Consider the following 26,541-nt stretch of genomic DNA (forward strand, 5'->3'; position numbering starts at 1 on the left):
GGTCTTGAACAAACGCGACAGCGAGCTGGAAACGGCGCGCGGGGTGCTCCACCCCGGCGAGACGGCGCAGGTGAGCACCCTGGCCCGGTACGAGCCGGGCCCGCAGGCAGCCGCCTATGTGGAGTTCTACTGGCACGTGCGCTGGGATCTGCGCGGCAGGCCGCCGTACGAGACGAAAGTGCTGGCGCACCCCAATGTCCACCTGGTCTTCGAGGAACCCGAGCCGCTGGTCTACGGCGTCGACCGGGGGCTGTTCGTGCGGCGGCTCGAAGACTCCGGGCAGGTCCTCGGCATCAAGTTCCGGCCCGGTGCCTTCCGGGCCTTCGCGGACGGCCCGGTGGCCGGGTACGCCGACCGGCGGGTGCCGGCGGGCGAGGTGTTCGGCCCCGCGGCTGCCAGCGCCTGCCGGGCGGTGCTGGCCGCCCCGGACGGGCCCGCCATGGCGCGCCTTGCCGAGGGCTTCCTGCTGCCCCGGCTGCCCGAGCGGCCCGACCCCGCCGCCGTCGAGGTCGCCGCGATCGTCGAGCGGATCACCGCCGAGCCGTCCATGTTCCGCGTCGACCAACTGGCCGACGGCCTCGGCCTCTCCGTACGCCGGCTCCAGCGGCTCTTCGCCGAATACGTCGGCGCCACCCCCAAGTGGGTCCTGAGGCGGGCCCGGCTGCACGAAGCCGCCGCGCGGGCCGACCGGGGCGTGGGCATCGACTGGGCCGCTCTCGCGGCCGACCTCGGATACGCCGACCAGGCCCACCTGACGCGGGACTTCACGGCGGTGGTCGGGGCCCCGCCCGGCCGCTACGCGGGGGCGTGAGGCAGCCTGGCCCGCTCACGTACCCTGATTGGCCAGGGAAACCCTGGCCAATCGAAGGAGAGCGGCATGGCGGACACCAGGCTCGGCAGCCGGCAGCTCGCCGCGCTGCTTCCGGACCCGGCGGGGGCGCGGCCCGCGTACCGGCACCTCGCGCAGGCGATCAGCGCGCTGATCCTGGAGGGGCGGATCGCGCTGCATACGAAGCTGCCCGCGGAGCGGGAGCTCGCGCCGGCGCTGAAGACCAGCCGGGCCACGGTGACGGCCGCGTACGACCTGCTGCGCGAGAGCGGTTACGCGCACAGCAGGCGCGGTTCGGGCACGTTCACCGCGCTGCCGGAGAGCCGGCGCCCGGCCGGGGTCAGCCGGTTGATGGCGCCGGCGGACACGGCGATCGACCTGGCGGTGGCGTCGCAGGGGCTGCCGCCGGAGGTGCTGGCGGAGGCGCTGGCCGAGGCGGGTCCGAAGCTGGCGAAGCACGCGGAGACACCGGGGTATCACCCGTTCGGGCTGCCGGAGCTGCGGGCGGCGGTGGCGGACAGGTACACGCGCCGGGGCCTGGCGACGCTGCCGGAGCAGGTGCTGGTGACCTCGGGAGCGCAGCAGGCGCTGTCGCTGACGCTGGGACTGCTGGGCGGGCCGGGGGACCGGGTGATGGTGGAGAGCCCGTCGTACACGAACGCGCTGGACGCCGTGCGGCGGGCCCGGCTCCGTACGGCGCCGGTGCCGGTCACCGAGGAGGGCTGGGACGTCGAGATCATGGAGTCGACGTTCCGGCAGTCCGTGCCCCGGCTGGCGTATCTGATCCCGGACTTCCAGAATCCGACCGGCTGCCTGATGCCGGAGGAGCAGCGCGCCCGGGTGCTGCGCGCGGCGCACCGCTCCGGGAGCTGGCTGATCGTGGACGAGACGATCGCCGACATCGCCCTGGACGTGCCGCCCCCGGCGCCGCTGGCGTCGCTCGCCGGACGCGGTGAGAGCGACCATGTCATCACCCTGGGCTCGATGAGCAAGAGCCACTGGGGCGGCCTGCGCATCGGCTGGCTGCGCGCCCCGTCGCAGCTGATCACCGAGCTCGCGGGGCAGCGCGTCGCCGCCGACATGGCGGGGTCGGTGTTCGACCAGCTCATCGCGCTGTCGCTGCTCGCCCGTGAGCACGAGGTGATGCCGCAGCGGCTGCGGCGGCTGCGCGAGCAGCGCGCGGCGCTGGCCGACGCCCTCACGCGCTACGTCCCGCAGTGGTCCTGGCGGCAGCAGCCGGGCGGGCTGTCGCTCTGGGTCGATCTGGGGGCGCCGGTCGCCTCGGCGCTGGCCGACCGGGCCATCGGCTACGGCGTACGGATCGAGAGCGGGGCCCGCTTCGCGGCCCACCCGGGCATCTTCGAGAACCGGCTACGCATCCCCTACGCCCTGCCCGCCGACACCCTCGACGAGGCCGTCCGCCGGATGGCCGCCGCCCTCGCGGACGGGCTCCTGCCCGGGCCCGCCATCGAGCGGCCGCGCTGGGTGGCGTAGGCCCTTTCCGGCGGCCTGCACGCAGAGCGCGGCCAGCCCTGCCAGCAGTCCCCAGAAGGGGGCGCTGATCCCGGCCACGGTGATGGCCGACGCGCTGACGGCGAAGGTCACCATGGCCGCCTCCCGGCGCTCCGGGTCGGCGAGGGCGGAGCTCAGCGCCCCGGCGAGGGCGCCGAGCAGGGCGAGACCGGCCACGGCCTCGATGAGCAGTGGCGGAGCGGCGGCGAGCAGAAGGGTCGCGGAGCCGGCGCAGAGGCCGAGGACGAGATAGACGCCGCCCGCCGTGACCGAGGCGATCCAGCGCCGGGCGGGGGAGGGATGGGCCTCGGGGCCGGCCGCGAGAGCGGCGGTGATCGCGGCGAGGTTGACGGAGAAGCCGCCGAAGGGCGCGCCCAGGGCGGTGGCGGCGCCGGTGCTGAGCAGCACCGGCCGGAGCGGGGCCTGATAGCCGTACGTGGCGAGGACGGCGGCGCCCGGAAGGTTCTGGGAGGCCATCGTGACGAGGTACAGCGGGACGGCCAGGCCGATCAGCGCGCCGGTGCTGAAAGCGGGCGCGGTGAAGGTCGGGGCGGGGATGAGGTCGGCGGCGGAATACGGGATGTGCGCGGCGGGGTGCCAGGCGATGCCCGCGAGGGCGGTGAGCAGTGCGCCGGGTATCGCCCAGCGCCGGGCGAAGCGGGTCAGCAGAAGCCAGACCGCGATCACCGGCAGGGACAGGGACGGGAGTTGGACGGCGGCCCGGGCCGGGGCGAGGCAGATCTGCAGCAGCACCCCGGCCAGCATCGCGGCGGCGATCGGCGTCGGGATGGCGGCGATGAGGCGGCCCAGGCGGGCGGACAGCCCGGTCAGCAGGTAGAGGGCGCCCGCGATCACAAAGGCCCCGACGGCGTAGCGGTAGCCGCCCGGCTGCGCGCCGGCGGTGACCAGCATGGCCGCGCCGGGCGTCGACCACGCGATGCTGATCGGCTGCCGGTAGCGCAGCCCGAGCCCGATGCCCAGGACGCCCATCGCCACGCAGAGGGTGAGCAGCCCGGAGGTCGCCTGGGCCTGGTCGGCGCCGACAGCCCGCAGACCGGCCACGACGATCGCGAAGGAGCTGGTGGAGCCCACGACGGCGGCCACGACGCCGGCCCAGACCGGCCGGCTCACGTCTCCCCGCTTCCGCATGGCGCCCCTCCCGTCGTTCCGTATATGGAACACCAGGCTAGCAGCGTAATACTGATCGCCATGAGTGAGCTCATTCACGCCGTCGAGATCGGCATGCGGATCCAGCGGCTGCGCCGCGAGCGCGGGTTGTCCCTGTCCGAACTCGCCCACCGCGCGGGCGTCGGCAAGGCCACCCTGTCCGGCCTGGAGGCGGGCACCCGCACCAACCCCACCGTCGAGACGCTCTACTCGATCACCGGACAGCTCGGCGTGCCGCTCGCCGCCGTGCTCCCCGAACCCGTGGCGGCCGACCACGCGGAGACCGGCGACGCGGCGACCACCTTCCACGGCGCGGCCGTCTCCGGGACCCTCCTTGAGGCCTTCACCGACGCGGGCATCACCACCGAGCTCTACCGGCTGCGGATCCGGCCCGGCCGTACCCAGACCTCGCCGCCCCACCCGCCGGGCACCGTCGAGTACCTGACGGTCTTCGCCGGACACGCGCGCGTCGGTCCCGCCGACGCGCCGCTGACGGTGGGGGCGGGCGGACATGTCCGGTGGGCCGCCGACGTCCCGCACATCTACGTCGCGACCGGGGAGGCGGAGGTAGTGGCCACGCTGCTCATCCGGAGCCCCGAAGTCCGGTCCTGAGCAGGGGTTTTGTCAGTGGGAGGGGGTAAAATGGAGGCAGTGAGAGAGGGAGGTTGCCCATGCCCGCTGCCGCTTCGATTTCAGTTCCCGCGACTCTGAACGATCCGAGCAATTCGAGCAATCCAAGCAAGAAGGCTCTGCCCGCCGGACAGCCGCGCGAATGGTACGTGTCCCACAACCGACGGCTGAAGGCGATGCGGCTGGCCATCGCGCTGCTCGACACCGGCGTCTACACCCCCCGTCAGGCCCACAACGGCAAGATACGTTCCACGGCTGCCCGCATCGGCGTGCATCCGCCGTCCAACGCCACCTGCCACCTGGTCCGTTCGCTGATCCACCACCACGCGTAGCGGGCTCTGTCCTGTCATGCGCGGGGCTCGCCGTACCACCGCCAGGTGGTGCGGCGAGCGTGCTCGGGCAGTTCGGCCCGTCCCGTGGCCCACAGCAGGGTCGGCCAGGGATCCGAGGAGCCCGGGGCGTCCGGGAACAGCCGGGCGAGCACCCGCGAGCACAGGTCGCCGGGCGGGTCCCAGGCAAGCCCGAGGCCCTCGGCCAGGTCATGGGTGTGGACGAGGGTCTCCACGATCCCCATCGCGGCGAAGCCCTCCGGGTCCGAGACCCCGAAGACATGGTGGGCCCGCACCTCGGGCGGCGTCGTACGCACCATCGCGACCAGCAGCGCGCCGCTCGCGTCCAGCACCTGCAGCAGCCCGTCGGGCCCGGCCGTCCGGTCCGCGTGGATGGTGTTCGCCGGGCCGCCGGGCCTGCGGCGCTCCCACGCGAACGGCACGTGGGTGTCCAACGGCGGTTTCCGGGGGCCGATCTGGGCGGCGTATGCGAAGAGGTCGTCGCTGAGGTGCTCCACGGTCTCCCAGCAGTCCCACTCCAGAGAGCCCGCCTTGCCCTCCCACGCACCCGGCGGTGCCTCCCGGAGCGTGGCGAGGGAGAGCTGAACGGCTCGGTCGAGGTCATCGGCGGTGACAGGTGATCGGGACATGGCAGGAACCGTAATGGCTCCACCGACGGCTACGCCTGCGGATTTCGCCGTACGCTCCACTCGAACCGGCCCCGGCACACCGGCGTCCCCGCCTCGTCCGTGACCTCGGCGACCGTGCTGAACCGGGCCCGGTCCCGCTCACCGGACAGCAGCGGCCGCAACGCCTCGCGGGCCTCGGGGCCGAGCCGGCAGGAGGCGGTCAGCCGGCCCCGCCCGGGGGCGAGGAAGTCCAGAGAGGCGGCGGCGCCCAGAGGGACGATGCCGCGGAAGTCGTCCGGGGACTCGCTCGCGGCGATGATCGCGGCCAGTCCGGCGGCGTCGACCAGGGCGATCAGGCCGCTCGAGTGCAGCGAACCGATGACATTGGCCAGCCCGGGCGGGGTCGTGGCCGCGATCTCGGCGGCGCCGTCCACAGCGCTCAACACCTCTATCCCCGCCGTGCGGTGAGCCGGGACCGGCTCCAGCAGTGAACGGGCCAGGGCGGTGGCGTCCATCGGCGGTCAGCCTCCCTTGCGGATGCCGCGCGGTACGGCGAAATCGGTCAGTACGGCGTCGCCCGGGGCCAGCTCGGCCCACGTCGAGGACCGGGTGTCGGGCAGCGCCAGCACGGCGAGGCCGGAGGTGGGGAACTTCTCCTGCAGGCGGGCCATCGCGTCGCCCCGGGCCTTACCGGCGAGCTTCACGACCAGCTCCTGGACTGCGGGCATGTGCCCGATCAGCAGCAGCGTGCGCCGCCGCTCGGGCATCTCCCGTACGGCTTCCAGCAGATCCGGCCAGCCCGCCTCGTAGACCCCCGGGTCGAAGACCAGCAGCGGGGTCGAGCCCAGCTCGGGCAGCACCAGGTCCCAGGTCTCGCGGGTGCGGCGGGCGGTGGAGCAGATGACGAGGTCGGGCACGCAGCGGTGCTCGCGCAGCCAGCGCCCGGCGGCCGGGGCGTCCCGTCGGCCGCGGGCCGCGAGCGGGCGCTCGTGGTCGTCGAAGTCCGGATCGTCGGGGTCGTCGGGCCAGGCGGACTTCGCGTGCCGGAGCACGATCAGCCGCGGGGCGGCGGGAGCGCGGGAGTGAGCCATTGCTCAAGTGTCCAGCATGCGGGGGGCCCTTTTGTCTGCGTCTTTGTCTGCGTCCCTCGCGGGCGCGGCGCCGGCCTTCGGCCGCGCGGACGGGGGCGCCGTTGCGGTGCCGTCGGTGATGGTTGCCGGTCCGTCCTCAAGCGCCGGACGGGCTGGGTTGGCCTGGGGGTCGGTGCCACCACCGGGGATCTCTCCTCGGCGCTCGCGACTCTGGTCGGCCTTGTTTGCAACCGGGATTCTCGCTCGTCGCGCTGCGGGAGAACCCCGGCGTGTCCCCTCCCGGCCGGACGGGAAGTTCAGCCCGTCCGGATGGTGCCAAGCGAGACGCCAAGTCATCGCCAAGCAGGCCGCGACACGGTAGGTGCCCGTCGTCTCTGTCCGATCCCGAGCACTGGAGCAACCGAGCGTGACTCCCCGCGGCACACCGTCCGAACCGTCCTCCGAGGAGCGGCCCTACACCCACGAGATGGTCGTGGTTCACCGTGTCTTCCGCCGTGAGTCGGCGCTGCTTCCCCGTCTGGTGCGTGCCGTAGCCGACGGTGCCACGGCACACGCGGCGCACGTGTCGGCGTACCTGGACGACTACCTGGCGGGCCTGCACCATCACCATGCCGTCGACGACGAACTGATCTGGCCGCTCCTGCGCGCTCGGGCGGCCGCCGACGACCTGGTCACCCAGATGGAACGGCAGCACGAACGCATCGACCAGAGCCTCGCGGTGGTTGCTCAGTGGGGGCCGTTGTGGGGCCGATCGGCCGACAGCGTGGCCGCGCAGGAGCTCTCCCTTGCGCTGGACGAGCATCGATCCGTGCTGCTCGAGCACCTCGACGACGAGGAACGGCTGGTCCTTCCCCTGGTCGCCGGCCACCTGACCGTCGCCGAGTGGGATCTCGTGGGACGCCGTGGGCTGGAGACCCTGCCGAAGAACAAGGTCATGCTCGCCCTCGGCGCCATCCTCGAGGACGCCACCGAACAGGAGAGGGCCCACTTCCTCGGCAAAGTCCCGCTGATCGGACGTCTGCTGTGGAAGGCGCTGGGACGACGGCAGTACGCGGCGGCCTGTCGCGCCATGCGAGCCCCGCTGACCGAGGAGGCGGGACGGTGACCATACTCGACTCCGCACCGCGCGAGGTCCTCGACGCCTATCGCACCTGCGAGTTCGTCACGCTCGGCCGGGACGGAACGCCGCTCGCCTGGCCGGCGGCGGTATCGCGCCGCGCTGACGGGACCCTTCTCCTCACCACATCCCTCGCGTTCGCGCAGAAGGCCCTGAACGTGCGCCGGGACGGACGCGTCGCCCTGCTCTTCTCCGATCCCACCGGCAGCGGTCTCGCCGACGCCCCGCACATCTTCGTCGGCGGCCGGGCCGAGTGCCCGGACGACATCATGACGAGCCCTCAAGGCGCCGAGGACTACTGGCGGATACTCTTCGAACGGCAGCCGCACAGCCGCTCGTACCTCTCGCGTCCGGCGAGGCGGCTGATGGACTGGTACTACCTGCGGCTCCTGATCACCGTCACGGCCGAACAGGTGATCGTGCGGCCCGCCGCACCGCCCCCCGCGCCGCAGGCGCCCGCGACTCCGGACGCCGGTACGGCGTTGCCCGGAGCCGTGCAACTCGCCGGCTACCCCACAGCGGTACTGGCTGCTCGTGACGGATCGGGAGCGCCCGTGCTGGCGCGGGTGAGACCGGTGCAGACGGACGCCGGCTTCGCGGTGCGAGTGCCGGACGACTGTGGCGAGCGGTACGTGCGTGGGCAGGACGTCGAGACGTTGGGCCAGTACGGCCTGTTCGAGTTCCGCGAGGGCGGGCGCAGGATCGCAGCCGAGTTCGTCCCGCACCACCTTCGCGGCACGGCGCAGTGAGGCCAGGGCATCGGCCTGCCGGCCGCACGCCCAGTGAGCCAGCGTGAGCAGCCGCCACCCTTCCTCCCGCAACGGGTTTTCCCGCACCAGGTCTTCGGCGGCGAGCGCCGCCTCGTTGGCATGGCCTTCGCGCAGATCGGCCGCGGCGGACAGCTCTCGGGCCTGGACGTACAGCTCGGTCAGCCGGGCCACTTCCGGCGCCGCCCACGTCTCGTCCGCGTGCTCCAGAAACGGAGGTCCTTGCCAGGATCGGAGCGCGTCGGCCAGCAGTTCGCGGGACCGGCCCGGCGGAGCCTTTCTGGCCTCGCCCACCTGGGACTCGAAACTCCAGGCGTCCACGGAGTCAGGGGGCAGTCGAAGGACGTATCCGGGGGCGGAGGTCGCCAGAACGGTCGAGGGCGCCCGGCTGGGGCGGCGGGGTTCGAGCAGGCGGCGCAGGTTCGACACATAGGCGTAGAGGGACGAGCTGGCCTTGGCCGGGGGGAGTCCGTGCCACACGGCATCCACCATCTGGTCGGCGCTCACCACTGTGCCGCGGGCCGTGACCAGCAAGGCGAGGACGGCGCGCTGCCGAGGGGTTCCCAGTTCGACCGGTCTGCCCTCGACTTCGGCGCCCATGGAACCCAGGACTCGTATTCGCAGCACGCACGGGAACTTGCCCGAGCGGCAGCCCCGCCCGGTCCATGCGTGCACCGTCCCGGCCGCGGGCCGCCGTCAGGGTCACATGCCCTCGAGCCCCCGGTAGACCCCGTCGTGGCCGACGCCTTCCACGTAGTCGCCGAAGTCCGTGTTCGCCAAGGACAGATTGGCGTCGATCTCCGCGAGTGACGACACCACGGCCCGGAACACCTCTCCCGGGCCCTCCTTCTCATCCAGGACTTGTCCGGCCGATCATGTGCGGAGCCAGATGGTGAGGGCTGCGGCGGTTGCGGTGCCCAGGTAGACGTATAGGCGCTTGTCGTAGCGCGTCGCCACTGCCCTGTGCTGTTCGAGCCGGTTGATGGCCCGTTCGATGGTGTTGCGTTTCTTGTAGCGCTCTTCGTCGAAGCTTGGTGGTCGTCCGCCGCGTGAGCCCTTGCGCAGGCGGGCGGCCTGGCTGTCGGCCTTCTCCGGGATGGTGTGGCGGATGCCTCGACGACGCAGATAGGCGGGCGACGAGGCTCTGCCACGACGTTTCGCCCTGGTGTTCTGGGACTTCGGCCTCCTTTGACGCGAGGGCCGACGGCGGATCGGTACGGGCGCCCGCGGCATGCTGATGCGCACGCACGCTGGTGGAGTCCACCGAGATGTCCCAGTCGATCTCACCCGCCCAGTCGGCGGCGGCCTGGGCCTGCTGCAGCAGACGCTCCCAGGTCCCGTCGGCAGACCACAGCCGATGACGTTCATAGACCGTCTTCCACGGCCCGAACCGTTCCGGCAGGTCACGCAGTGGTCGCGCCACCGGCCACATCAACGACCTGGGCACGGAGCAGTCACATGATCGGCCGGACAAGTCCTAGGCGGAGGCCAGGGAGACGACCATCGTCAGGCCGCCGCCCGGCGTGTCCTCGAGGAGGAGCGTGCCGCCCATGGCCTCGGTGAGGCCGCGGGAGAGGGCGAGGCCGAGGCCGAGGCCGGTGGTGTTGTCGGTGTCGCCCAGGCGTTGGAAGGGCTCGAAGACGCGGTCGCGGCCCTCGCGGGGGAGGCCGGGGCCGCGGTCGACGATGCGGAGTTCGACGCGGGAGCCGAGGGCACTGGCGCTGACGAGGACGGGCTTGCCGGCGGGGGTGTGGCGGACGGCGTTGGCGACGAGGTTGGCGACGACCCGGACCAGGAGTGGAGGGTCGGCGAGGACCGCCGGGATGTCGTCCAGGCCCTGGGTGATGATGTCGACGGGGCTGTCGGGGAGGGGCACATCGGCGAGGACCGTCGGCTGGAGGTGGAGGGTGAGGGCGCCGGCCTGGAGGCGGCTGAGGTCGAGGAGGTTGTCGACCAGGCGGTTGAGCTTGGACAGCGATTCCTCGGCGGTGGCGAGGAGTTCGTCGCGGTCCTCGTCGGAGAACTCGACGTCGTGGCTGCGCAGGCTGCTGACGGCCGCCCAGGTGCTGGCCAGCGGCGTACGCAGGTCGTGGCTGACGGCCTGGAGGAGCGCGGTGCGCATCCGGTCGGCCGCCTTGACCGGCTCGACCTCGGCGGCGGCCTCGGCGAGGCGGGCGCGTTCCAGGGCGGCGGCGACATGGCCGGCGAAGGCGGTGAGGACGCGGCGTTCGGAGGCGGCGAGGCGGCGGCCGCGCAGGACGAGGAGGTCGTCGGGGCCGACGGGGACGGTGACGGCGCCGTCGCCGGGCTCGCTGTCGCGGGCGGTCAGTTCGGCGGAGTCCATGCCGAAGGCCTCCCGGGTGCGTTGCAGCAGCGCGTCCACCGCCTGGTCGCCGCGCAGGATGTTGCCCGCGAGGGAGGAGAGGGTCTCGGCCTCGGCGGTGGCGTTGGCGGCGCGGCGGGACAGCCGTAGCGAGCGGTCCACGATGGTGGCGACGGTGACCGCGACGACCGCGAATACGGCCAGGGCGAGCACGTTGTTGGCCTCGCCGATGGTGAAGCGGCCGATCGGCGGGATGAAGAACCAGTTGAGCAGCAGGGACGCGGTGACCGACGCGAGCAGCGCGGAGACCACGCCGCCGATGCGGGCGACGCCGACCACGGTGAGGAGGAAGAGCAGGGCTTCGCTGGTGAGGTTGAGGTGGCCCCGGGTGTTGGCCAGTACGGCGGTGAGCAGCGCGGGCAGGACGAGCCCGGCGACCGGGCCCGCCACCCGGCGGACGAGGGGCAGGGTGCTCTTCGGGGTGGGGAGGAGGCGGCCGCGTCCGGCGCGTTCGTGGGTGACCATGTGGACGTCGATGTCGCCGGACAGCTCGACCGTGGTCTCGCCGACGCCCCGGCCGCCGAGGAAGTGCGAGAGCCGGCCCCGGCGGCTGGTGCCCATGACCAGCTGGGTGGCGCTCTCGGCGCGGGCGAAGTCCAGCAGGGCGGTGGGGATGTGGTCGCCGACGACGGAGTGGTAGCTGCCGCCCAGGCTTTCCACGAGCTGCCGCTGCCTGGTCAGGGCGGCGGGGGAGGCGTCGGCGAGGCCGTCGCTGCGGGCGATGTGGACGGCCAGCAGGTCGCCGCCCGCGAATGGGGTCTCCCCTGCTCGAACGGAGTTGAGAGCTTGGGGAAGGTCGGCGATCCTGGCCGCCCGGCGGATCAGGGTGTCCCCCTCGGGGCCGCCGGTGAGGGCGACCACGACCCGCTCCCGGGTCTCCCAGACGCCGCCGATGCCGTGCTCGGAGCGGTACTTGACCAGGGCCTCGTCCACCCGTCCCGCGACCCAGAGCAGGGCCATCTCGCGCAGCGCGGTGAGGTTGCCGACCCGGAAGTAGTTCGACAGGGCCGCGTCGACCTTCTCGGGCGCGTAGACGTTGCCGTGCGCCATGCGGCGGCGCAGCGCCTCGGCGGGCAGGTCCACCAGCTCGATCTGGTCGGCGCGGCGGACGACCTCGTCGGGCACGGTCTCGCGCTGCGGAATGCCGGTGATCTTCTGGACGACGTCGTTGAGCGATTCGAGGTGCTGGATGTTGACGGTGGTCACGACATCGATGCCCGCCTTGAGCAACTCGTCGATGTCCTCCCACCGCTTGGCGTGCCGGCCCCCGGGGACGTTGGTGTGCGGGAGCTCGTCCACCAGCGCCACTTCGGGGGCGCGGGCCAGCACCGCGTCGAGGTCCATCTCGGTGAAGGCCGTGCCCCGGTACGAGCGTTCGGTCCGGGGCACCACCTCCAGCCCGTCGAGCATCGCCTCGGTGAGCGGGCGCCGGTGGCACTCGACGAAACCGATCACCACGTCCGTGCCCCGGGCCACCCGGCGCCGCCCCTCGTCCAGCATCCGGTAGGTCTTTCCGACCCCGGGGGCGGCGCCCAGGAAGACCTTCAGCCGTCCGCGCCTCGATGGCACTCCGTCACCCCAGCTTGACGAGCGCGAGGTTGAGCTCCACGACGTTCACGTACTCCTCGCCCAGGAAACCGAGTGCCCGGCCGTGGGTGTTCGCCGCGACGAGTTTCCGTACCGCCGTCGTACTCAGGCCACGGGCCTCGGCCACCCGGTTCACCTGGATCGAGGCGTACGCCGTCGAGATGTCCGGGTCGAGTCCCGAGCCGGAGGCGGTGACGGCGTCCGCGGGGACCTGCGACTCGGCCACGCCGTTGAGCTTGGCGACGGCCGAGCGGCGCTGCTGGACGGTCTTCACCAGTTCGGGGCTGTTGGGGCCGAGGTTGGTGGCGCCGGAGGCCAGCGGGTCGTATCCGCCTGCCGACGGCCGGGGTTCGAACCAGCGGGTACCGGCGAACTTCTGGCCGATCAGACTGGAGCCGACGGTCCTGCCGTCCTGCTTGACGATGGAGCCGTTGGCCTGGTCGCTGAACGCCGCCTGGGCGATGCCGGTGACCGCGAGCGGGTAGGCGATGCCGGTGATCACGGTGAACACCAGCAGCATCCGCAGAGCCGCGAGGTGGGTGCGCATGATGAGTGCCTTCTGTCTCGGTCAGCTGAGGCCGGGGATGAACTGGACGACCAGGTCGATGAGTTTGATGCCGACGAACGGCAGGACGAGCCCGCCCAGGCCGTAGACCAGGATGTTGCGGTTGAGCAGGGCGGCGGCCGAGGATGGGCGGTAGCGGACGCCGCGCAGCGCGAGCGGGATCAGCGCGACGATGATCAGCGCGTTGAAGACGATCGCCGAGGTGATCGCGGACTGCGGGCTGTGCAGCTGCATGATGTTGAGCTTGTCCAGACCCGGGTACGCCGTGGCGAACATCGCGGGGATGATCGCGAAGTACTTCGCGACGTCGTTGGCGATGGAGAAGGTCGTCAGCGCGCCCCGGGTGATGAGGAGCTGCTTGCCGATCTCGACGATCTCGATCAGCTTTGTCGGGTTGGAGTCCAGGTCCACCATGTTCCCGGCCTCCTTGGCGGCCGAGGTGCCGGTGTTCATGGCCACGCCGACATCCGCCTGAGCGAGGGCGGGCGCGTCGTTCGTCCCGTCGCCGGTCATGGCGACGAGCTTGCCGCCCGCCTGCTCCTTCTTGATCAGCGCCATCTTGTCCTCGGGAGTGGCCTCCGCGAGGAAGTCGTCGACGCCGGCCTCTTCGGCGATCGCCTTGGCGGTCAGCGGGTTGTCGCCGGTGATCATGACCGTCTTGATGCCCATGCGGCGCAGCTCGTCGAACCGCTCGCGCATGCCGTGCTTGACGACGTCCTTGAGGTGGATGACGCCCAGCACCCGGGCGGTCGCGCCGCCCTGGCGGGAGGCCACGACCAGCGGCGTACCGCCGGCGCCGGAGATGCCGTCCACGACGGAGCGGACCTCGTCGCCCGCCTCGCCGCCGTTCTCGGCGACCCAGGCGGTGACGGCGGAGGCGGCGCCCTTGCGGACCTCGTTCCGGTCTACGTTCACGCCCGACATGCGGGTCTGAGCCGTGAAGGGCACGAACTCGGCGTGGCCCAGCTCACCTTCGTGGCGCTCCCGCAGACCGTACTTCTCCTTCGCCAGGACGACGATCGAGCGGCCCTCGGGGGTCTCGTCGGCCAGCGAGGACAGCTGCGCGGCGTTCGCCAGGTCCTCGACCAGGACATCGCCGACGGGGATGAACTCCGAGGCCTGCCGGTTGCCGAAGGTGATGGTGCCGGTCTTGTCGAGGAGGAGCGTGTTGACGTCACCGGCTGCTTCCACCGCCCGGCCGGACATGGCCAGTACGTTGCGCTGGACGAGGCGGTCCATGCCGGCGATGCCGATCGCGGAGAGCAGCGCACCGATGGTCGTCGGGATCAGCGCCACCACGAGGGAGACCAGGATGACGATGGTCTGCTCGGCCCCCGCGTAGATCGCGAAGGGCTGGAGGGTGACGACGGCCAGCAGGAAGACGATCGTCAGCGAGGCGAGCAGGATGTTCAGCGCGATCTCGTTGGGCGTCTTCTGCCGGGAGGCGCCCTCGACCAGGGCGATCATGCGGTCGATGAAGGTCTCGCCCGGCTTGGACGTGATCTTCACGACGATCCGGTCCGACAGCACCTTCGTACCGCCGGTCACGGCGCTGCGGTCGCCGCCGGACTCCCGGATGACCGGGGCCGACTCGCCCGTGATCGCCGACTCGTCGACCGAGGCGACACCCTCGACGACATCGCCGTCGCCCGGGATGATCTGCCCGGCCTCTACGACCACCAGGTCGCCCAGCCTCAGCTCGGCGGCGGGTATCTCCTCCTCGCCGCTGTCGGTGATCCTGCGGGCGACGGTGTCGGTCTTCGTACGCCGCAGGGTCTCGGCCTGCGCCTTGCCACGGCCCTCGGCGACGGCCTCGGACAGGTTGGCGAAGACCGCCGTCAGCCACAGCCAGACGGTGATCACCCAGGAGAAGACGGACGGGTCCTTGACCGCCGAGGCGGTGGTCAGCACCGCCCCGACCAGGACCACGAACATGACCGGGTTCTTGACCATGGCCCGGGGGTCGAGCTTCTTCACCGCGTCGGGGAGCGAGATCAGCAGTTGCTTGGGGTCCAGCAGCCCGCCGGAGACCCGATGCGACTGCTGATCCTTTCGGGGGGCCTCCGGGGAGACCGGGGGTTCGACGGTGGTGAGGGACATTACTGCAGACCTTCCGCGAGCGGCCCCAGCGCGAGCGCGGGGAAGTAGGTGAGGCCGACGACGATGAGGATGACGCCGGTCAGCAGACCGACGAACTGGGGCCGGTACGTGGGCAGGGTGCCCGCCGTCACGGGGGTCGGGTTCTGCTTGGCGAGCGATCCGGCGAGCGCCAGGACGAACACCATGGGCAGGAAGCGGCCGAAGAGCATGGCCAGGCCCAGCGCGGTGTTGTACCACTCGGTGTTGACGCCGATGCCCGCGAAGGCCGAGCCGTTGTTGTTGCCCGCCGAGGTGAAGGCGTACAGCACCTCGGAGAAGCCGTGCGGCCCGCTGTTGAGCATCGAGGCCCGTTCACCGGGCAGCGCCATGGCCAGGCCCGCGCCGATCAGCACGACCGTCGGGGTGGTCAGGATGTAGAGGGAGGCGAACTTCATCTCCCGGGCGCCGAGCTTCTTGCCCAGGTACTCGGGAGTGCGGCCGACCATCAGACCGGCCACGAAGACCGCGATGATCGCCAGCACGAGGATGCCGTAGAGGCCGGATCCGGTGCCGCCGGGCGCGATCTCGCCGAGCATCATGTTGAAGATCGTCATCCCGCCACCGCCGGGCGAGAACGAGTCGTGGAAGGAGTTCACCGCGCCGGTGGAGGTCAGCGTCGTCGATACGGCGAACAGGGCCGAGGCCCAGATCCCGAAGCGCTGCTCCTTGCCCTCCATCATGCCGCCGGCCAGATGACCGGCCTGGCTGCTGACGCTGTGCAGCTCGTTGGCCGTGACGATGGCCACCGACGACGCCCAGATGATCGCCATCACGGCGACGATCGCGTAGCCCTGGCGGTTGTCGCCCACCATCCTGCCGAAGGTGCGGGGGAGGGCGAATCCGATCACCAGCAGCAGATAGATCTCGAGCCAGTTGGTGAAGGCGTTGGGGTTCTCGAAGGGGTGCGCGGAGTTGGCGTTGTAGAAACCGCCGCCGTTGGTGCCCAGCTCCTTTATCGCCTCCTGGGAGGCCACCGGGCCGCCGGTCAGGCTCTGGTGGTCCCCGGCGATGGTCGAGATCGACTCGATGCCGTGGAAGTTCTGGATCATGCCGCTCGCGACGAAGACGATAGCGATCAGGAAGGACAGCGGCAGCAGCACCCGTACGACGATCCGGGTGAGGTCCACCCAGAAGTTGCCGACGCGGTCGGTCTGCTTGCGCGTGAAGCCCCGGATCAGGGCGGCCACGACCGCGATGCCGACGGCGGCGGAGACGAAGTTCTGCACCGCCAGTCCGGCCATCTGCACCAGGTGGCCCATCGCCGACTCACCCGAGTACGACTGCCAGTTGGTGTTGGTGACGAAGGACGCCGCCGTGTTGAAGGCCTGGTCGGCCTTGATCGGCGCCATGCCGATCGAGAGCAGCAGGTGGTTCTGCAGCCGCAGGAATCCGTACAGGAACACCACGGACACGGCGGAGAACGCCAGCACGCTGCGCAGGTACGCCGACCACTTCTGGTCCGCGTCGCCGTCCACACCGCCGGCGCGGTAGATCAGCCGCTCGGCGCGCAGATGCCGGCCGGTGGTGAGGGTGTGGGCCATGTAGTCGCCCAGCGGCCGGTAGGACAGGGCCAGCGCACCGATGAGCGCGAGGATCTGGAGCCAGCCCGCAAGAGTGTCGCTCATGGTCAGAACTTCTCCGGGAAGATCAGCGCCAGCACCAGGTAACCGACCAGGGCCACGGCGACGACGAGTCCGACGAGGTTTTCGGCGCTCACAGCCGCTCAGCTCCCTTGGCGATCAGGCCGAGGACGGCGAAGACCACGACGGTGAGGACGATGAAGGCCAGATCTGGCATACGGGAAGCACCCCGGTCGATTCGTGTGGGTATTCGTGTGGTTATTCGTGTGGGACGAGACCGGCTCGATTGCCGCCGGCTCTGCAAGCAAAAGCCCTGAGCCGGCGGTTGCCGCCGCCCTTAGCGCCCTCCTGACGCGGGCCCGGGAACCCTTGATGCGGTCTTGACGCGGGAGCTCCTGGCACAGGGCCGATAGGGTGAGGGCGGAGTGCCGGGAAGTCTGGTCGGCCGGGCCGCGCGAAGCGTCCTGTAGGGCGATCAGGGGTGCGTGGGTTGCGTGCGCAGTGTCGGAACGGTTCTCTTCCTTGTGGTGCTGGCCACCGTCGTGGCCACCGGCGCCAGACGCTGGCGCATCCCCGCACCCTCGCTGCTGGTCGTGGCCGGGCTCGTCGTCGGACTGGCACCCGGGGTGCCCGACATCCATGTGACGCCCGAGATCATCGGGCTCGTCGTACTGCCCCCGCTGCTGTACGCCTCCGCCGAGGAGATGTCCTGGCGTGAGCTGCGGCTGGTCTGGAAGCCGGTCACGGTGCTCGCGGTCGGGCTGGTGCTGTTCTCCGCGGCGGCGGTGGGCGCGGTCGCCTCGGCCGTCACCCCGCTCCCGCTGACCATGGCCTTCGTGCTGGGCGCTGTCCTGGCCAGCACCGACCCGGTGGCGGTCACCGCGCTGGGGCGGCGGCTGTCGCTGCCGCCCCGGGTCCAGGTCCTGGTCCAGGCCGAGAGCCTGTTCAACGACGCCACCTCGCTGGTCCTGTTCCGGGTCGCGGTCTCGGTCGCGGTGGCCTCGGGGGCGGTCACCTGGCCCGGCGTCGGCGGCGAGTTCGCGCTGCTGGCGGGCGGGGGCTGCGCGCTGGGGGCGGCGGTCGCCGGGGCGGTGGCGCTGATCCGGCGGCGTACGGAGGATCCGGTGCTGGAGACGGTGATCGCGCTGGTCACCCCGTACGCGTCCTATGTGCTGGCCGAGTCCCTGCACACCTCCGGCGTCACTGCGGTGGTCGTGACCGGGGTGGTGCTCGGCGGCACCGGGCAGCGGCTCACCAACGCCCGCATCCGGCTGCAGCTGCACGCCGTCTACGGCACGGTGGTCTTCCTGCTGGAGAGCGTCGTCTTCAGCCTGATCGGCCTGGAACTGCCCGGCCTGATCCGGGATCTCAGCAACGCCGACGGGCTGTGGCCGCTCCAGGCGCTGGCGGTCGCCGTCACCTTGATGACCGTACGGATGCTGTGGGTGTTCCCGCTCTCGGCCGCCCTGCAGCGCAAGAACGGCGGCCCGGAGTCCTCCTGGCGGGTGGCCGCCGTGACCTCGTGGGCCGGCACGCGCGGGGTGGTGCCGCTGGCGGCCGCGCTGTCCATCCCGCTGGCCGCCGACGACGGTACGCCGCTGCCGCAGCGCGAGCTGGTGCTCGTCCTGGCCACCTCGGTGGTCGTGGTCACCCTGATCGTGCAGGGCTTCACCCTCGCCCCGCTGGTCCGCCGCTCCGGGATCGCGCTGGAGCCGGCCCACACCCGCCGGGAGGAGGCCGAGGCGCGCTCCGGCATCGCCGGGGCCGGACTGCGGCACCTGGAGCAGCTCGCCGACCTCGAGGCGGTCCCGGACGTGGTCGTGGACCGCCTGCGGCGCCAGCTGCGGACCCGGCAGGACCACGCCCGCGAACGGCTGGACGGCGACGATTCGTACTGGGAGCTGCGACGCGACCTCATCGCCGTCGAGAACGCCGAACTCCAGCGCCTCTACGACAGCAACCGCATCAGCGAAACCACCCGGCGCCGCATCCAGCGCTCCCTCGACCTGGAAGAGGCCGGGCTGGGGGAGTAGGGCGTTTCTGACGTGCCCCGTAGGGGCGCGGGGAACCGCGCGACCAGCCGGTCACGGTCCGCACTGTCGCTGTTACCGCAACCGGAAGCGCAGGCGGCAGATCACCGCGTCCGTGTCCCGCCGCACCGCGTGGGCCACGATCCAGCCGCGCTGGTTCTGCAGCAGCCGCTGCCAGACATGGGCGGGCTCGACCTCGGGGATCAGGACCGTGATCCGGCCGCCGCCAGCACCAGCACGATCGCCTCGGGGCCGTACGCGACCGACGCCATCGCGTCCAGCGACAGGGCCGCCAGCCCTTGCAGGGCGGTGAGCTTGTGGCGGCCCTCGGCAGGATCGCCAGTATCAGGGGGCGCTTCTGCGGTGGCGACGGACTTCGGCATTTCGCTGTTCCTCCGGGTATGCGGAAAGCCCAGCGTCAGGCCGCCCGCGCGCCCGTGCACGCTCTCTTGTCGCGCTCCTGGCATCCCGCGCCGAAATCCTGACGCTGTCTTGACGCCGACGTCAGGAACGCGTCAAGCGCGGGGCGCTTGGCGTCAAGGCCGCGACAACGAGCGCCGCCGGAGCGCGCCCGCAGGACCACAGTGATGTCTCCGTGGTGAGAAGGGGGCACAGCGAGATGACGACCACCGTCGCCGCTGAGGAACGGGAACAGGGACAGGAACGGCAACGGGAACGGGAGCCGGACCGTCAGCGTGAGCCTGAAGGCAGCCGTACGCACTCGGCCGCGCCTGGCGCCACCCCACCTCGGCGCAAGAGCCGCTTCCGGCTCGGCGGCGGGCCCGGCGCTCGCACCACCCCCGCCCGGCTGCGCCTGCTGCGCGCGGCGGCCGTCGCCACCGCGCTCGCGCTGATCGGTGTACTGATCGCGGGCGGCGTCTCCGCGAACGGCTCCTGGTCCGGCATACGGGAGCGCTCCGCGCCCCAGGTCACCAGCGCCACCGGCCTGTACTTCGCCCTCAACGACATGGACGCCCAGCTCGCCAACCAGCTCATGACCGGAAACACCGCCTCCCTGTCCGCCCACCACGCCGACGCCGTCCGCCTCTACGCACAACGCCGGTCCCAAGCCGGTGGCTTCCTCCGCGACCTCGCCGAAGCCGCCCAGGGTGACCACGCCGCCGAGCGCAGTGTCGCCGCCGCCATCACCGACCTCGGCCGCTACGAGGAACTCGCCGCCCGCGCACTGCTCCTCGGCGAACAGACCCACCGCACCGAGGCCGTCACCGCCTACGACTCGGCCACCGCCCTCATGCGCACCCGGCTCCTCCCCGAGGCCGACCGCCTTGTCACCGCCAACAACCTCGCCTTCGAGCGCACCTACGCCGACACCACCGGCGCCCAGTCCGCGATCCGCGTCGCCCTCATCGCCACCGGCCTGCTCCTCCTCGCTCTCCTGGCCCTCCTGCAGTTCTTCCTCGCCTCCCGCTTCCGCCGCGTCATCAACCCCGGCGCGGCCGCCGCCACGGTCCTGGTCCTGGCGGCGATGGTCGCGGGCCTCGTCCACATCTCGAGCCAGCAGGGCGACTTGACGACCGCCCGCCGCGACGCCTTCGACTCCGTCCTCGCCCTCACCCGCGCCCGCGCCGTCTCCTACGACGCCAACGCCGACGAATCCCGCTACCTCCTCGACCGAACCGGCGCCGCCACCGCCGCCCACGAGCGCGACTTCCTCGCCAAGAGCCGGCGCCTGGTGCGGCTGGAGCCCTCCACCACCCTCAGCAACTACGACTCCGGCCTCGCCGCCGCCATCCGCGCCTACCGCGCCGACCCCACCGACCTCCGTTTCACCGGCTACCTCGGCGACGAGTTCCGCAACATCACCTTCCCCGGTGAACGAGCCGCCGCCGAACGGGTCCTGACCACCTATCAGGCCTACCAGCGGGACGACCGCACCATCCGCTCCCTCGCCTCCTCCGGCAGGCTCGCCGAGGCGATCGCGTACTGCACCAGCTACGCCAAGGGCGACTCCAACTACGCCTTCGGCCAGTACGACCAGGCCCTGCAGGCCCTCATCGCCATCAATATGTCCGCGTACGAGGCGGCCTCCTCCGACGGCGCGGCCGGCGCCCTGACCGTGCCGCTGGGCGCGTCGGGCGCGGTGCTCGCGGCCGCCGGGCTGATGGTGCTGGGGCTGCGGCCGAGGCTGGCGGAGTTCCGCTGAGACCGTGGGTCGCCGAGAAGAGCGCAGCGAGCCTCGACATCGCCGAGTCGATCTCGGTGAGCTCGGCGACAGGCGGCGATCAGGGCGATCGGCGCAACCCAGTAGTCGTAGGGCGGGGCGCCCGGCACCCGCACGACGAGGATCGAGATGAGGGGGAGTACCGCCGTCGTCCCGGCCTTGGTGGCGCGGGGGCCGAAGCGGCGGACCCAGACCGAAAGGCAGACGGCGGCCACGAAGAGGGCGCCGCCGATGTCCGGGTGACGGGACATCAGCGTGCTCAGCCCGGTCGCGGCGACGGCGACGGCCGGCAGGACGGCGAAGCCGATCGTGCGGTCGACCGCGTCCGCCCCGCGCTGCGTACGGGCCAGGGTCAGGGGGTCAGGACCACCGACTGGATGACGATGCCGGCATGAAGACGCGCGAAGTGCTCCAGCAGCAGCGCAGAGTCGTAACCGAGGAGTACGGCGACCATGGTGGCCGTGGTTGCCCGAAACCCGACAAGCATGCGGCGCTCCTTGCCACTCCCGGATTGGTAAGTGATAGCGTAGCAATATGACAACCGATGTGACCCTTGCCGAGCGCGCGGCGGAGATCCGGCAGGCGGTCACCCGGCTCGGCCGGCGGATGCGGGCCGGGCGCTCCTCCGAGGCGCTCAGCAGCAACAAGGTCAGTGTGCTGAGCCACTTGCTCAGGCACGGCCCGGCCACTCCGGGCGAGCTGGCCGCCGCGGAACGCCAGCAACCCCAGTCGCTCACCCGGGTCTTCGCCGAGCTGGAGCTGGCGGGTCTGGTGTCCCGGTCCCGTGACGACCGCGACCGCCGGCAGTCGCTGCTCGCCATCACCGACCATGGCCGCGACGCCCTGGCCCGGGACATGGCCGAGCGTGACGCCTGGCTGGCCGTGGCCCTGGCCGGGCTCACAGAGACCGAGCGCGACGTCCTGCGGCTGGCGGCGAGCCTTATGGAACGGATCGACGAGGCAGCGGAAAACAGCAAGTAATCGCGTACTGTATGTCGAATCGGTATGCCGAATGGGAGTCCGTATGCGATGGTCCGAGCACGCCATCTGGTGGCACGTCTACCCCCTCGGCTTCACCGGCGCCGAGCGCGAAGCCCTCCCGCCCTCCGCCCCGCCCGTCCCCCGGCTCGCCGGCCTCGCCGACTGGCTCGACTACCTCGTCGAACTCGGCTGCAACGGCCTCGCCCTCGGCCCCGTCTTCGCCTCCGAGACCCACGGCTACGACACCCTCGACCACTTCCGCGTCGACCCCCGCCTCGGCACCGAGGACGACCTCCGCCGCCTCCTCGACCAGGCCTCCGCCCGCGGCGTCCGCGTCCTCCTCGACGGCGTCTTCAACCACGTCGGCCGCGGCTTCCCGCACACCTCCCTCCTGCGCCGCGACCCCGACGCCGACGGCGGCTTCGCCACCTTCGAGGGCCACCACCGCCTCGTCGCCCTCGACCACGACCAGCCCGCCGTCGCCGACTACGTCACCGACGTCATGACCCACTGGCTCGCCCGCGGCATCGACGGCTGGCGCCTCGACGCCGCGTACGCCGTCCCCCTGCCCTTCTGGCGTACGGTGACCGATCGCGTACGCGCCCGCTTCCCCGACGCCTGGCTCGTCGGCGAGGTCATCCACGGCGACTACGCCGCCTTCGTCCAGCAGGGCGGTCTGGACTCCGTCACCCAGTACGAGCTGTGGAAAGCCGTCTGGAGCTCCCTCAACGACCGCAACCTCTTCGAGCTCGCCTGGGCGCTCGAACGGCACAACGCCCTCCTCGACGCCTTCGTCCCCCAGACCTTCCTCGGCAACCACGACGTCACCCGCCTCGCCAGCCGGCTCACCGACGACCGCCACCTCGCCCATGCCCTCGTCATCCTCCTCACCACCGCCGGCATCCCCTCCGTCTACTCCGGCGACGAGCAGGCCTTCCGCGGCATCAAAGAAGACCGCGAAGGCGGCGACGACGCCGTCCGCCCCGCCTTCCCCTCCCACCCCCACGGCCTCGCCCCCCACGGCCTCCCCCTCTACCGCCTCCACCAGCTCCTCATCGGCCTCCGCCGCCGCCACCCCTGGCTGGTCCACGCCCGCAACACCGTCACCACCCTCACCAACACCGCTCTCGCCTACACCGTCACCGACCCGGCCGACGGCCGCCACAGCCTGGCCGTCGCCCTCAACATCGCCGACGACTCGGCCGACCTCGCCCTGCCTCACGGCGACTGGCAACTCGCCGCCGGTGAGGGGGAGTTCGGCCCCGACCGAGTGCGGCTGCCCGCACAGGGCTGGGCGATCGCGACCGGCTGACCGTCCGGCCCGGCCAGCCAGGCGTCGATGCGCCTGACCGCGTCGTCCACCAGCTCGCGCGGTGCCCCCGACGCCTCGACCGACGTGCGGGCGATGTCGGCGAGTTGGGGGTCGGTGAGTGCGAGGGCGTCGCGGGCGGATTCGTACTCCTCCAGCAGGCCGGGCCCGAAAAGAAGAGGGTCGTCGGCGTTGAGAGTGCAACGGACACCGGCTTGCAGCAGTCGCGGCAGGGGGTGGGCGTCCACGGACGCCACCACCCCCAGAGCGACATTGGAGGCCGGGCACACGTCCAGCACGACGCCCTCCGAGGCGAGGCGTGCGACCAGCGCCGGGTCTTCAATCGCCCGTACCCCGTGGGCTATCCGGCGAGCGCCGAGGACATCGAGTGCGGCCCGTACGCTGTCCGGACCCGCCAGCTCGCCCGCGTGCGGCGCCGAGATCAGCCCCGCGTCGCGCGCGATCGCGAAAGCCTCGGCGAACGGCTCGGGCCCGTACGCCGCCTCGTCCCCGGCCAGGCCGAAGGAGACCACGCCCTCGCCCGCGCGGCGGGCCGCGAGGCGGGCCATGACGACGGCCTCGGAGGGATCCGCGTTACGGCGGGCGACCGCGACGACGCCGAACCCGATGCCCAGCCCGGCTGCGGTGCGGCGGCCCTCGTCGACAACGGCGTCGAGCACGGCGAGTGCCGCCTCCGGGTCCGCCTCGTACGTCAACGGATTCACCTGCGGCTCGACCCACACCGCCCCGTCCGCCGCCGCATCTTCGACCACCTCCCGTACGAGCCGGAGCAAGTGCTCCCGTGGGCCGTTCCGTACCAGTCCGGCGGCTGCGCCGTAGAGGAGCCCGAAGTCCTCGAAGGATCCGTAGCCACGTACAGCGGGCAGTGGCTCGCCCCGCTCCGCCGCGAGGTCGGCGAGCGTACCGGGGCGCATCGCGCCTTCGAGATGGAGGTGGAGATGGGCCTTGGGCAGCCCGGCGAGGTCGCGTCCCATGGGCCGTGACCCTAGCCGTCCAGCCGTCTAGCCGTCGACGATGACCGGTCGGTGGGGCGGTCCGTCGGCCAGGAGAGCGGCCGGCCAGAAGCCGGTCGCTGTCGATGAGGACGACGCGTGCGCCGGGGCGCTGCTGTTGCCGGGAGGTGGGGCGCATCCGGATCTCCTCCGAGGGCCAACTGCCGTGTACTGAAAGAAAGTTCGAAGAGACTCACGTCCCTTTAGTCGGTTGCTGGCCTTGATCAAGCCGGGGTAGGCATGCAGGCGATACCGGCGGCCTGGCGAGCACACGTCGGCCGTCTTGGACGCCAGCTCCTCAGGAGAGACGTGTCAGCCATACGCATAAGACCGCCCCGCCGCCGCGTGCCTCGTAGTGTCGGCCGGGCAATCATCGCCCTGCTCAGCAGTCTTGTCGCACTGATCGCGGCGGCGGTCCCCGCACAGGCGGCCACCCACACCGAGACGATCCTGTTCAACGGCGGGAACGAAACGCTCAACGGCGTCACCTACCACTCGTTCCGCATCCCCTCGCTCGTCAGACTCCACGACACCAACAACACATTGCTTGCCTTTGCCGAGGGCCGCACATCGAGCAACCACGACTGGGGGAACATCAACGTCGTATTCAAACGCTCGCAGGACAACGGCGTGACGTGGACCGACGGTAATGGTGTGGAAGGCGCACTGGGCCAGGTCGTCGGATCGACCCTGGGCACCTGGGGGAATCCCACGGCGGTCGTGAGTGCCGACAACACGGTCTATCTCTTCCTGGAGTACAACCCTGCCGGTACATGCGAGAAGTGCAACACGGGCACGGAGAACACGGACTACACGAATATCACCGAGTGGGACCAGCGTCAGGTCTACCTGACGAAGAGCAGCGACTTGGGCACGACCTGGTCCACGCCGGTGAACATGAGTGACCCCGTCAACGGGAGTGACGCCCTCAAGCCGAGACTCAAGGACCCGAGCGACTCCACCAGCACATGGGCGTTTGACGTTGTCGGTCCGGGCGTGGGCACCACGTTGTCGGACGGCACCCTCGTCGTCCCCGCGATGCACCGGAACTTCTACAGCACGGACCAGGGGACGACCTGGCACGACAGCCTCATTGAGAACCAGAGCACCGGGAAACTTCAGAAGGGAACGGGCGAGGGAACCGTCCTGGCCGTGACCGACGGGACCACTGCCGGGGCCGGGACCTACAACACCCTGTATCGCAACGACCGGGAGTACGTCACCAGCCCCGTTCACAAGCGAATGGTGACCCGGGGCACCATCAGCGGCGGTTACGGTGTTTTCGCCCAGGACTCGACACTGAACGACCCGGGCAACGAGGGGTCCATCCTCAGGTACAACACGTCTTCACCCCCGCGGATTCTCTTCATGAACTCGAATTCCCCCACGGCCGCGGATTCCACGCTCACGCGCCAGAAAATGCTGGTGCGGGTCAGCTGCGACGAGGGCAAGACGTGGAAGTACTCGCGCTACCTCAGCGACTCGCCGCTGCCGGTGACGGGCGAGGGCGGGTACTCCAGCATGGCCAAAACGGCGGACGGATTCGCCGGCGCCCTGGTCGAGGTCAACGAGGACACGGGCAACAGCGACACGTCGCACCGTTCCATCGCGTTCCGCAAGTTCAACGTCACGTGGATCCTCGACGGCGAAACCGACTGCTCCTGATCCTTGCTGCTGTGCCCGGCGGCCATGCCCATGCGCATGGCCGCCGGGCCCGTCAGCCGAGCTGCCCGAACGCGTCCAGGATCCGCTCCGCCGCCAGCGTCGGGGTCAACGAACCCTCCCGGACCTGCTGTTCGAGGTCGGGGGCGAGGCGGCGTACGTCGGGGTGGGCGTGGAGGCGGCCGAGGAGTTCGTCGCGGACCATGGACCAGGTCCAGTGGACCTGTTGGTCGCGGCGTTTGGCGGCGAGGCGGCCGCCGGCGTCCAAAAGCGCGCGATGCTGCTCCAGGCGCTCCCAGACGGTGTCGAGGCCGGTGGACTCGCGGGCGCTGCAGCTGAGGACGGGCGGGGTCCAGGCGGCGTCGGCGGGGTGCATCAATCGCAGCGCGCCGGCCAGCTCGCGGGCGGCGGAGCGGGCGTCGCGCTCATGGGGGCCGTCGGCCTTGTTGACGGCGATGACGTCGGCGAGTTCGAGGACGCCCTTCTTGATGCCCTGGAGCTGGTCGCCGGTGCGGGCGAGGCTGAGGAGGAGGAAGGAGTCGACCATGTCGGCGACGGCGGTCTCGGACTGGCCGACGCCGACCGTCTCGACGAGGACGACGTCATAGCCCGCCGCCTCCATCACGACCATGGACTCCCGGGTGGCCTTGGCGACCCCGCCCAGCGTCCCCGCCGAAGGGGAGGGGCGTACGAAGGCGGCGGGGTCTACGGCGAGCCGTTCCATGCGGGTCTTGTCGCCGAGGATCGAGCCGCCGGTGCGGGTGGAGGACGGGTCGACGGCGAGGACGGCGACCCGGTGGCCGAGGCCGGTGAGCATGGTGCCGAAGGCGTCGATGAAGGTGGACTTGCCGACGCCGGGGACGCCGCTGATGCCGATCCGCCGCGCCCGGCCGGAGTGCGGGAGCAGCTCGGTGAGCAGCCGCTGGGCCAGGGCGCGGTGGTCGGGGCGGGTGGACTCGACGAGGGTGATGGCGCGGGCGATGTGCGCGCGCCTGCCGTCGAGTACCCCCTTGACGTAGGTGTCGAGGTCGATCCCCAT

At 71.4% G+C, this 26,541-nt stretch carries 24 protein-coding genes and 3 pseudogenes; 11 read left to right on the forward strand and 16 right to left on the reverse strand.

The features are described 5' to 3' along the window. The first annotated feature begins 4 nt into the window (after positions 1-4). Positions 5-811, forward strand: coding sequence for a DUF6597 domain-containing transcriptional factor (locus tag OG607_RS34085; RefSeq protein ID WP_405731631.1), 807 nt, complete (start codon positions 5-7; stop codon positions 809-811). A 66-nt stretch (positions 812-877) separates the two neighbouring features. Beyond that, positions 878-2,323, forward strand: a complete 1,446-nt coding sequence (locus tag OG607_RS34090) for a PLP-dependent aminotransferase family protein (protein ID WP_405731634.1) — start codon at positions 878-880, stop codon at positions 2,321-2,323. A gap of 84 nt (positions 2,324-2,407) precedes the next feature. Here the strand turns inward: OG607_RS34090 and OG607_RS34095 are convergent. Continuing rightward, positions 2,408-3,490, reverse strand: a pseudogene (locus OG607_RS34095) (benzoate/H(+) symporter BenE family transporter); the annotation flags it as partial. A 60-nt stretch (positions 3,491-3,550) separates the two neighbouring features. Between OG607_RS34095 and OG607_RS34100 the strand changes: the two are divergent. Beyond that, positions 3,551-4,120, forward strand: a complete 570-nt coding sequence (locus tag OG607_RS34100; protein ID WP_405731637.1) for a helix-turn-helix domain-containing protein — start codon at positions 3,551-3,553, stop codon at positions 4,118-4,120. 59 nt (positions 4,121-4,179) lie between these two features. Continuing rightward, a complete protein-coding gene (locus OG607_RS34105) occupies positions 4,180-4,470 on the forward strand; it encodes a hypothetical protein (RefSeq protein ID WP_405731640.1) in 291 nt (96 codons plus the stop codon). A gap of 14 nt (positions 4,471-4,484) precedes the next feature. Here the strand turns inward: OG607_RS34105 and OG607_RS34110 are convergent, their stop codons facing one another. From OG607_RS34110 to OG607_RS34120, 3 genes are read right to left on the reverse strand one after another with little or no spacing between them, the layout of a single operon-like run. After that, complete coding sequence (locus OG607_RS34110) at positions 4,485-5,117, reverse strand: maleylpyruvate isomerase N-terminal domain-containing protein (RefSeq protein ID WP_405731643.1); 633 nt, start codon at positions 5,115-5,117, stop codon at positions 4,485-4,487. A 29-nt stretch (positions 5,118-5,146) separates the two neighbouring features. Further along, on the reverse strand, positions 5,147-5,611 hold the full coding sequence (locus OG607_RS34115) for a PaaI family thioesterase (RefSeq protein WP_405731646.1): 465 nt from the start codon (positions 5,609-5,611) through the stop codon (positions 5,147-5,149). Positions 5,612-5,617: 6 nt separating this feature from the next. Next, entirely contained in the window at positions 5,618-6,187 is a 570-nt protein-coding gene (locus tag OG607_RS34120; RefSeq protein ID WP_405731649.1) for a SixA phosphatase family protein, read from the reverse strand. 406 nt (positions 6,188-6,593) lie between these two features. Between OG607_RS34120 and OG607_RS34125 the strand changes: the two genes are divergently transcribed. Beyond that, on the forward strand, positions 6,594-7,292 hold the full coding sequence (locus OG607_RS34125; RefSeq protein ID WP_405731651.1) for a hemerythrin domain-containing protein: 699 nt from the start codon (positions 6,594-6,596) through the stop codon (positions 7,290-7,292). After that, on the forward strand, positions 7,289-8,053 hold the full coding sequence (locus tag OG607_RS34130) for a pyridoxamine 5'-phosphate oxidase family protein (protein ID WP_405731654.1): 765 nt from the start codon (positions 7,289-7,291) through the stop codon (positions 8,051-8,053). The genes OG607_RS34125 and OG607_RS34130 overlap by 4 nt, the downstream gene beginning before the upstream one ends. Here the strand turns inward: OG607_RS34130 and OG607_RS34135 are convergent. The 8 genes and pseudogenes from OG607_RS34135 to kdpF form a co-directional block, all read right to left on the reverse strand. Then, a pseudogene (locus tag OG607_RS34135) lies at positions 8,027-8,671 on the reverse strand (BTAD domain-containing putative transcriptional regulator); the annotation flags it as partial. The gene OG607_RS34130 and the pseudogene OG607_RS34135 sit on opposite strands and share 27 nt — an antisense overlap. 102 nt (positions 8,672-8,773) lie before the next feature. Then, a complete protein-coding gene (locus tag OG607_RS34140; protein ID WP_405737229.1) occupies positions 8,774-8,929 on the reverse strand; it encodes a DUF6924 domain-containing protein in 156 nt (51 codons plus the stop codon). A 15-nt stretch (positions 8,930-8,944) separates the two neighbouring features. Next, positions 8,945-9,485 (reverse strand): annotated as a pseudogene (locus OG607_RS34145) (transposase); the annotation flags it as partial. 63 nt (positions 9,486-9,548) lie between these two features. After that, positions 9,549-12,023, reverse strand: coding sequence for an ATP-binding protein (locus tag OG607_RS34150; RefSeq protein WP_405731657.1), 2,475 nt, complete (start codon positions 12,021-12,023; stop codon positions 9,549-9,551). A 4-nt stretch (positions 12,024-12,027) separates the two neighbouring features. Then, positions 12,028-12,588 carry a potassium-transporting ATPase subunit KdpC gene (kdpC, locus tag OG607_RS34155; protein ID WP_405731660.1) on the reverse strand — a complete coding sequence of 187 codons (561 nt, stop codon included), beginning with the start codon at positions 12,586-12,588 and terminating at the stop codon, positions 12,028-12,030. A gap of 21 nt (positions 12,589-12,609) precedes the next feature. After that, positions 12,610-14,706 carry a potassium-transporting ATPase subunit KdpB gene (kdpB, locus tag OG607_RS34160; RefSeq protein WP_405731663.1) on the reverse strand — a complete coding sequence of 699 codons (2,097 nt, stop codon included), beginning with the start codon at positions 14,704-14,706 and terminating at the stop codon, positions 12,610-12,612. After that, a complete protein-coding gene (gene kdpA, locus OG607_RS34165) occupies positions 14,706-16,370 on the reverse strand; it encodes a potassium-transporting ATPase subunit KdpA (RefSeq protein ID WP_405731666.1) in 1,665 nt (554 codons plus the stop codon). Before kdpA ends, kdpB begins: the two co-directional genes overlap by 1 nt. Positions 16,371-16,372: 2 nt before the next feature. After that, the gene (gene kdpF / locus OG607_RS34170; protein WP_405731669.1) at positions 16,373-16,462 is read right to left on the reverse strand and encodes a K(+)-transporting ATPase subunit F; all 90 of its coding nucleotides are present in this window, start codon (positions 16,460-16,462) and stop codon (positions 16,373-16,375) included. Positions 16,463-16,819: 357 nt separating this feature from the next. Here kdpF and OG607_RS34175 point away from each other — a divergent pair, with 357 nt between their 5' ends. Then, entirely contained in the window at positions 16,820-18,358 is a 1,539-nt protein-coding gene (locus OG607_RS34175; protein WP_405731672.1) for a Na+/H+ antiporter, read from the forward strand. A 200-nt stretch (positions 18,359-18,558) separates the two neighbouring features. On the opposite strand, the gene OG607_RS34180 is transcribed toward OG607_RS34175, so the two are convergent. Continuing rightward, positions 18,559-18,738: a hypothetical protein gene (locus OG607_RS34180; protein ID WP_405731675.1), complete on the reverse strand. Its 180-nt coding sequence runs from the start codon at positions 18,736-18,738 to the stop codon at positions 18,559-18,561. A gap of 236 nt (positions 18,739-18,974) precedes the next feature. Here OG607_RS34180 and OG607_RS34185 point away from each other — a divergent pair, with 236 nt between their 5' ends. Next, positions 18,975-20,519 (forward strand): hypothetical protein, encoded by a 1,545-nt coding sequence (locus OG607_RS34185; RefSeq protein WP_405731678.1) that lies wholly within the window; start codon positions 18,975-18,977, stop codon positions 20,517-20,519. A 370-nt stretch (positions 20,520-20,889) separates the two neighbouring features. Here the strand turns inward: OG607_RS34185 and OG607_RS34190 are convergent, their stop codons facing one another. After that, positions 20,890-21,024 (reverse strand): hypothetical protein, encoded by a 135-nt coding sequence (locus OG607_RS34190; protein ID WP_405731680.1) that lies wholly within the window; start codon positions 21,022-21,024, stop codon positions 20,890-20,892. 47 nt (positions 21,025-21,071) lie between these two features. Between OG607_RS34190 and OG607_RS34195 the strand changes: the two genes are divergently transcribed. Both OG607_RS34195 and OG607_RS34200 read left to right on the forward strand, forming a co-directional pair. After that, positions 21,072-21,518 carry a MarR family winged helix-turn-helix transcriptional regulator gene (locus OG607_RS34195; protein ID WP_405731683.1) on the forward strand — a complete coding sequence of 149 codons (447 nt, stop codon included), beginning with the start codon at positions 21,072-21,074 and terminating at the stop codon, positions 21,516-21,518. 43 nt (positions 21,519-21,561) lie between these two features. Beyond that, positions 21,562-22,830: an alpha-amylase family protein gene (locus OG607_RS34200; protein WP_405731686.1), complete on the forward strand. Its 1,269-nt coding sequence runs from the start codon at positions 21,562-21,564 to the stop codon at positions 22,828-22,830. On the opposite strand, the gene add is transcribed toward OG607_RS34200, so the two are convergent. After that, positions 22,737-23,822: an adenosine deaminase gene (gene add / locus OG607_RS34205; RefSeq protein WP_405731689.1), complete on the reverse strand. Its 1,086-nt coding sequence runs from the start codon at positions 23,820-23,822 to the stop codon at positions 22,737-22,739. The two genes, OG607_RS34200 and add, sit on opposite strands and share 94 nt — an antisense overlap. A 258-nt stretch (positions 23,823-24,080) precedes the next feature. Between add and OG607_RS34210 the strand changes: the two genes are divergently transcribed. Further along, entirely contained in the window at positions 24,081-25,505 is a 1,425-nt protein-coding gene (locus tag OG607_RS34210; RefSeq protein WP_405731692.1) for an exo-alpha-sialidase, read from the forward strand. Between the two features lie 52 nt (positions 25,506-25,557). Here OG607_RS34210 and meaB read toward each other — a convergent pair whose 3' ends face one another. After that, positions 25,558-26,541, reverse strand: a complete 984-nt coding sequence (meaB, locus tag OG607_RS34215) for a methylmalonyl Co-A mutase-associated GTPase MeaB (protein WP_405731695.1) — start codon at positions 26,539-26,541, stop codon at positions 25,558-25,560.

Source organism: Streptomyces sp. NBC_01537 (assembly GCF_045040445.1).
Lineage (GTDB): Bacteria > Actinomycetota > Actinomycetes > Streptomycetales > Streptomycetaceae > Actinacidiphila.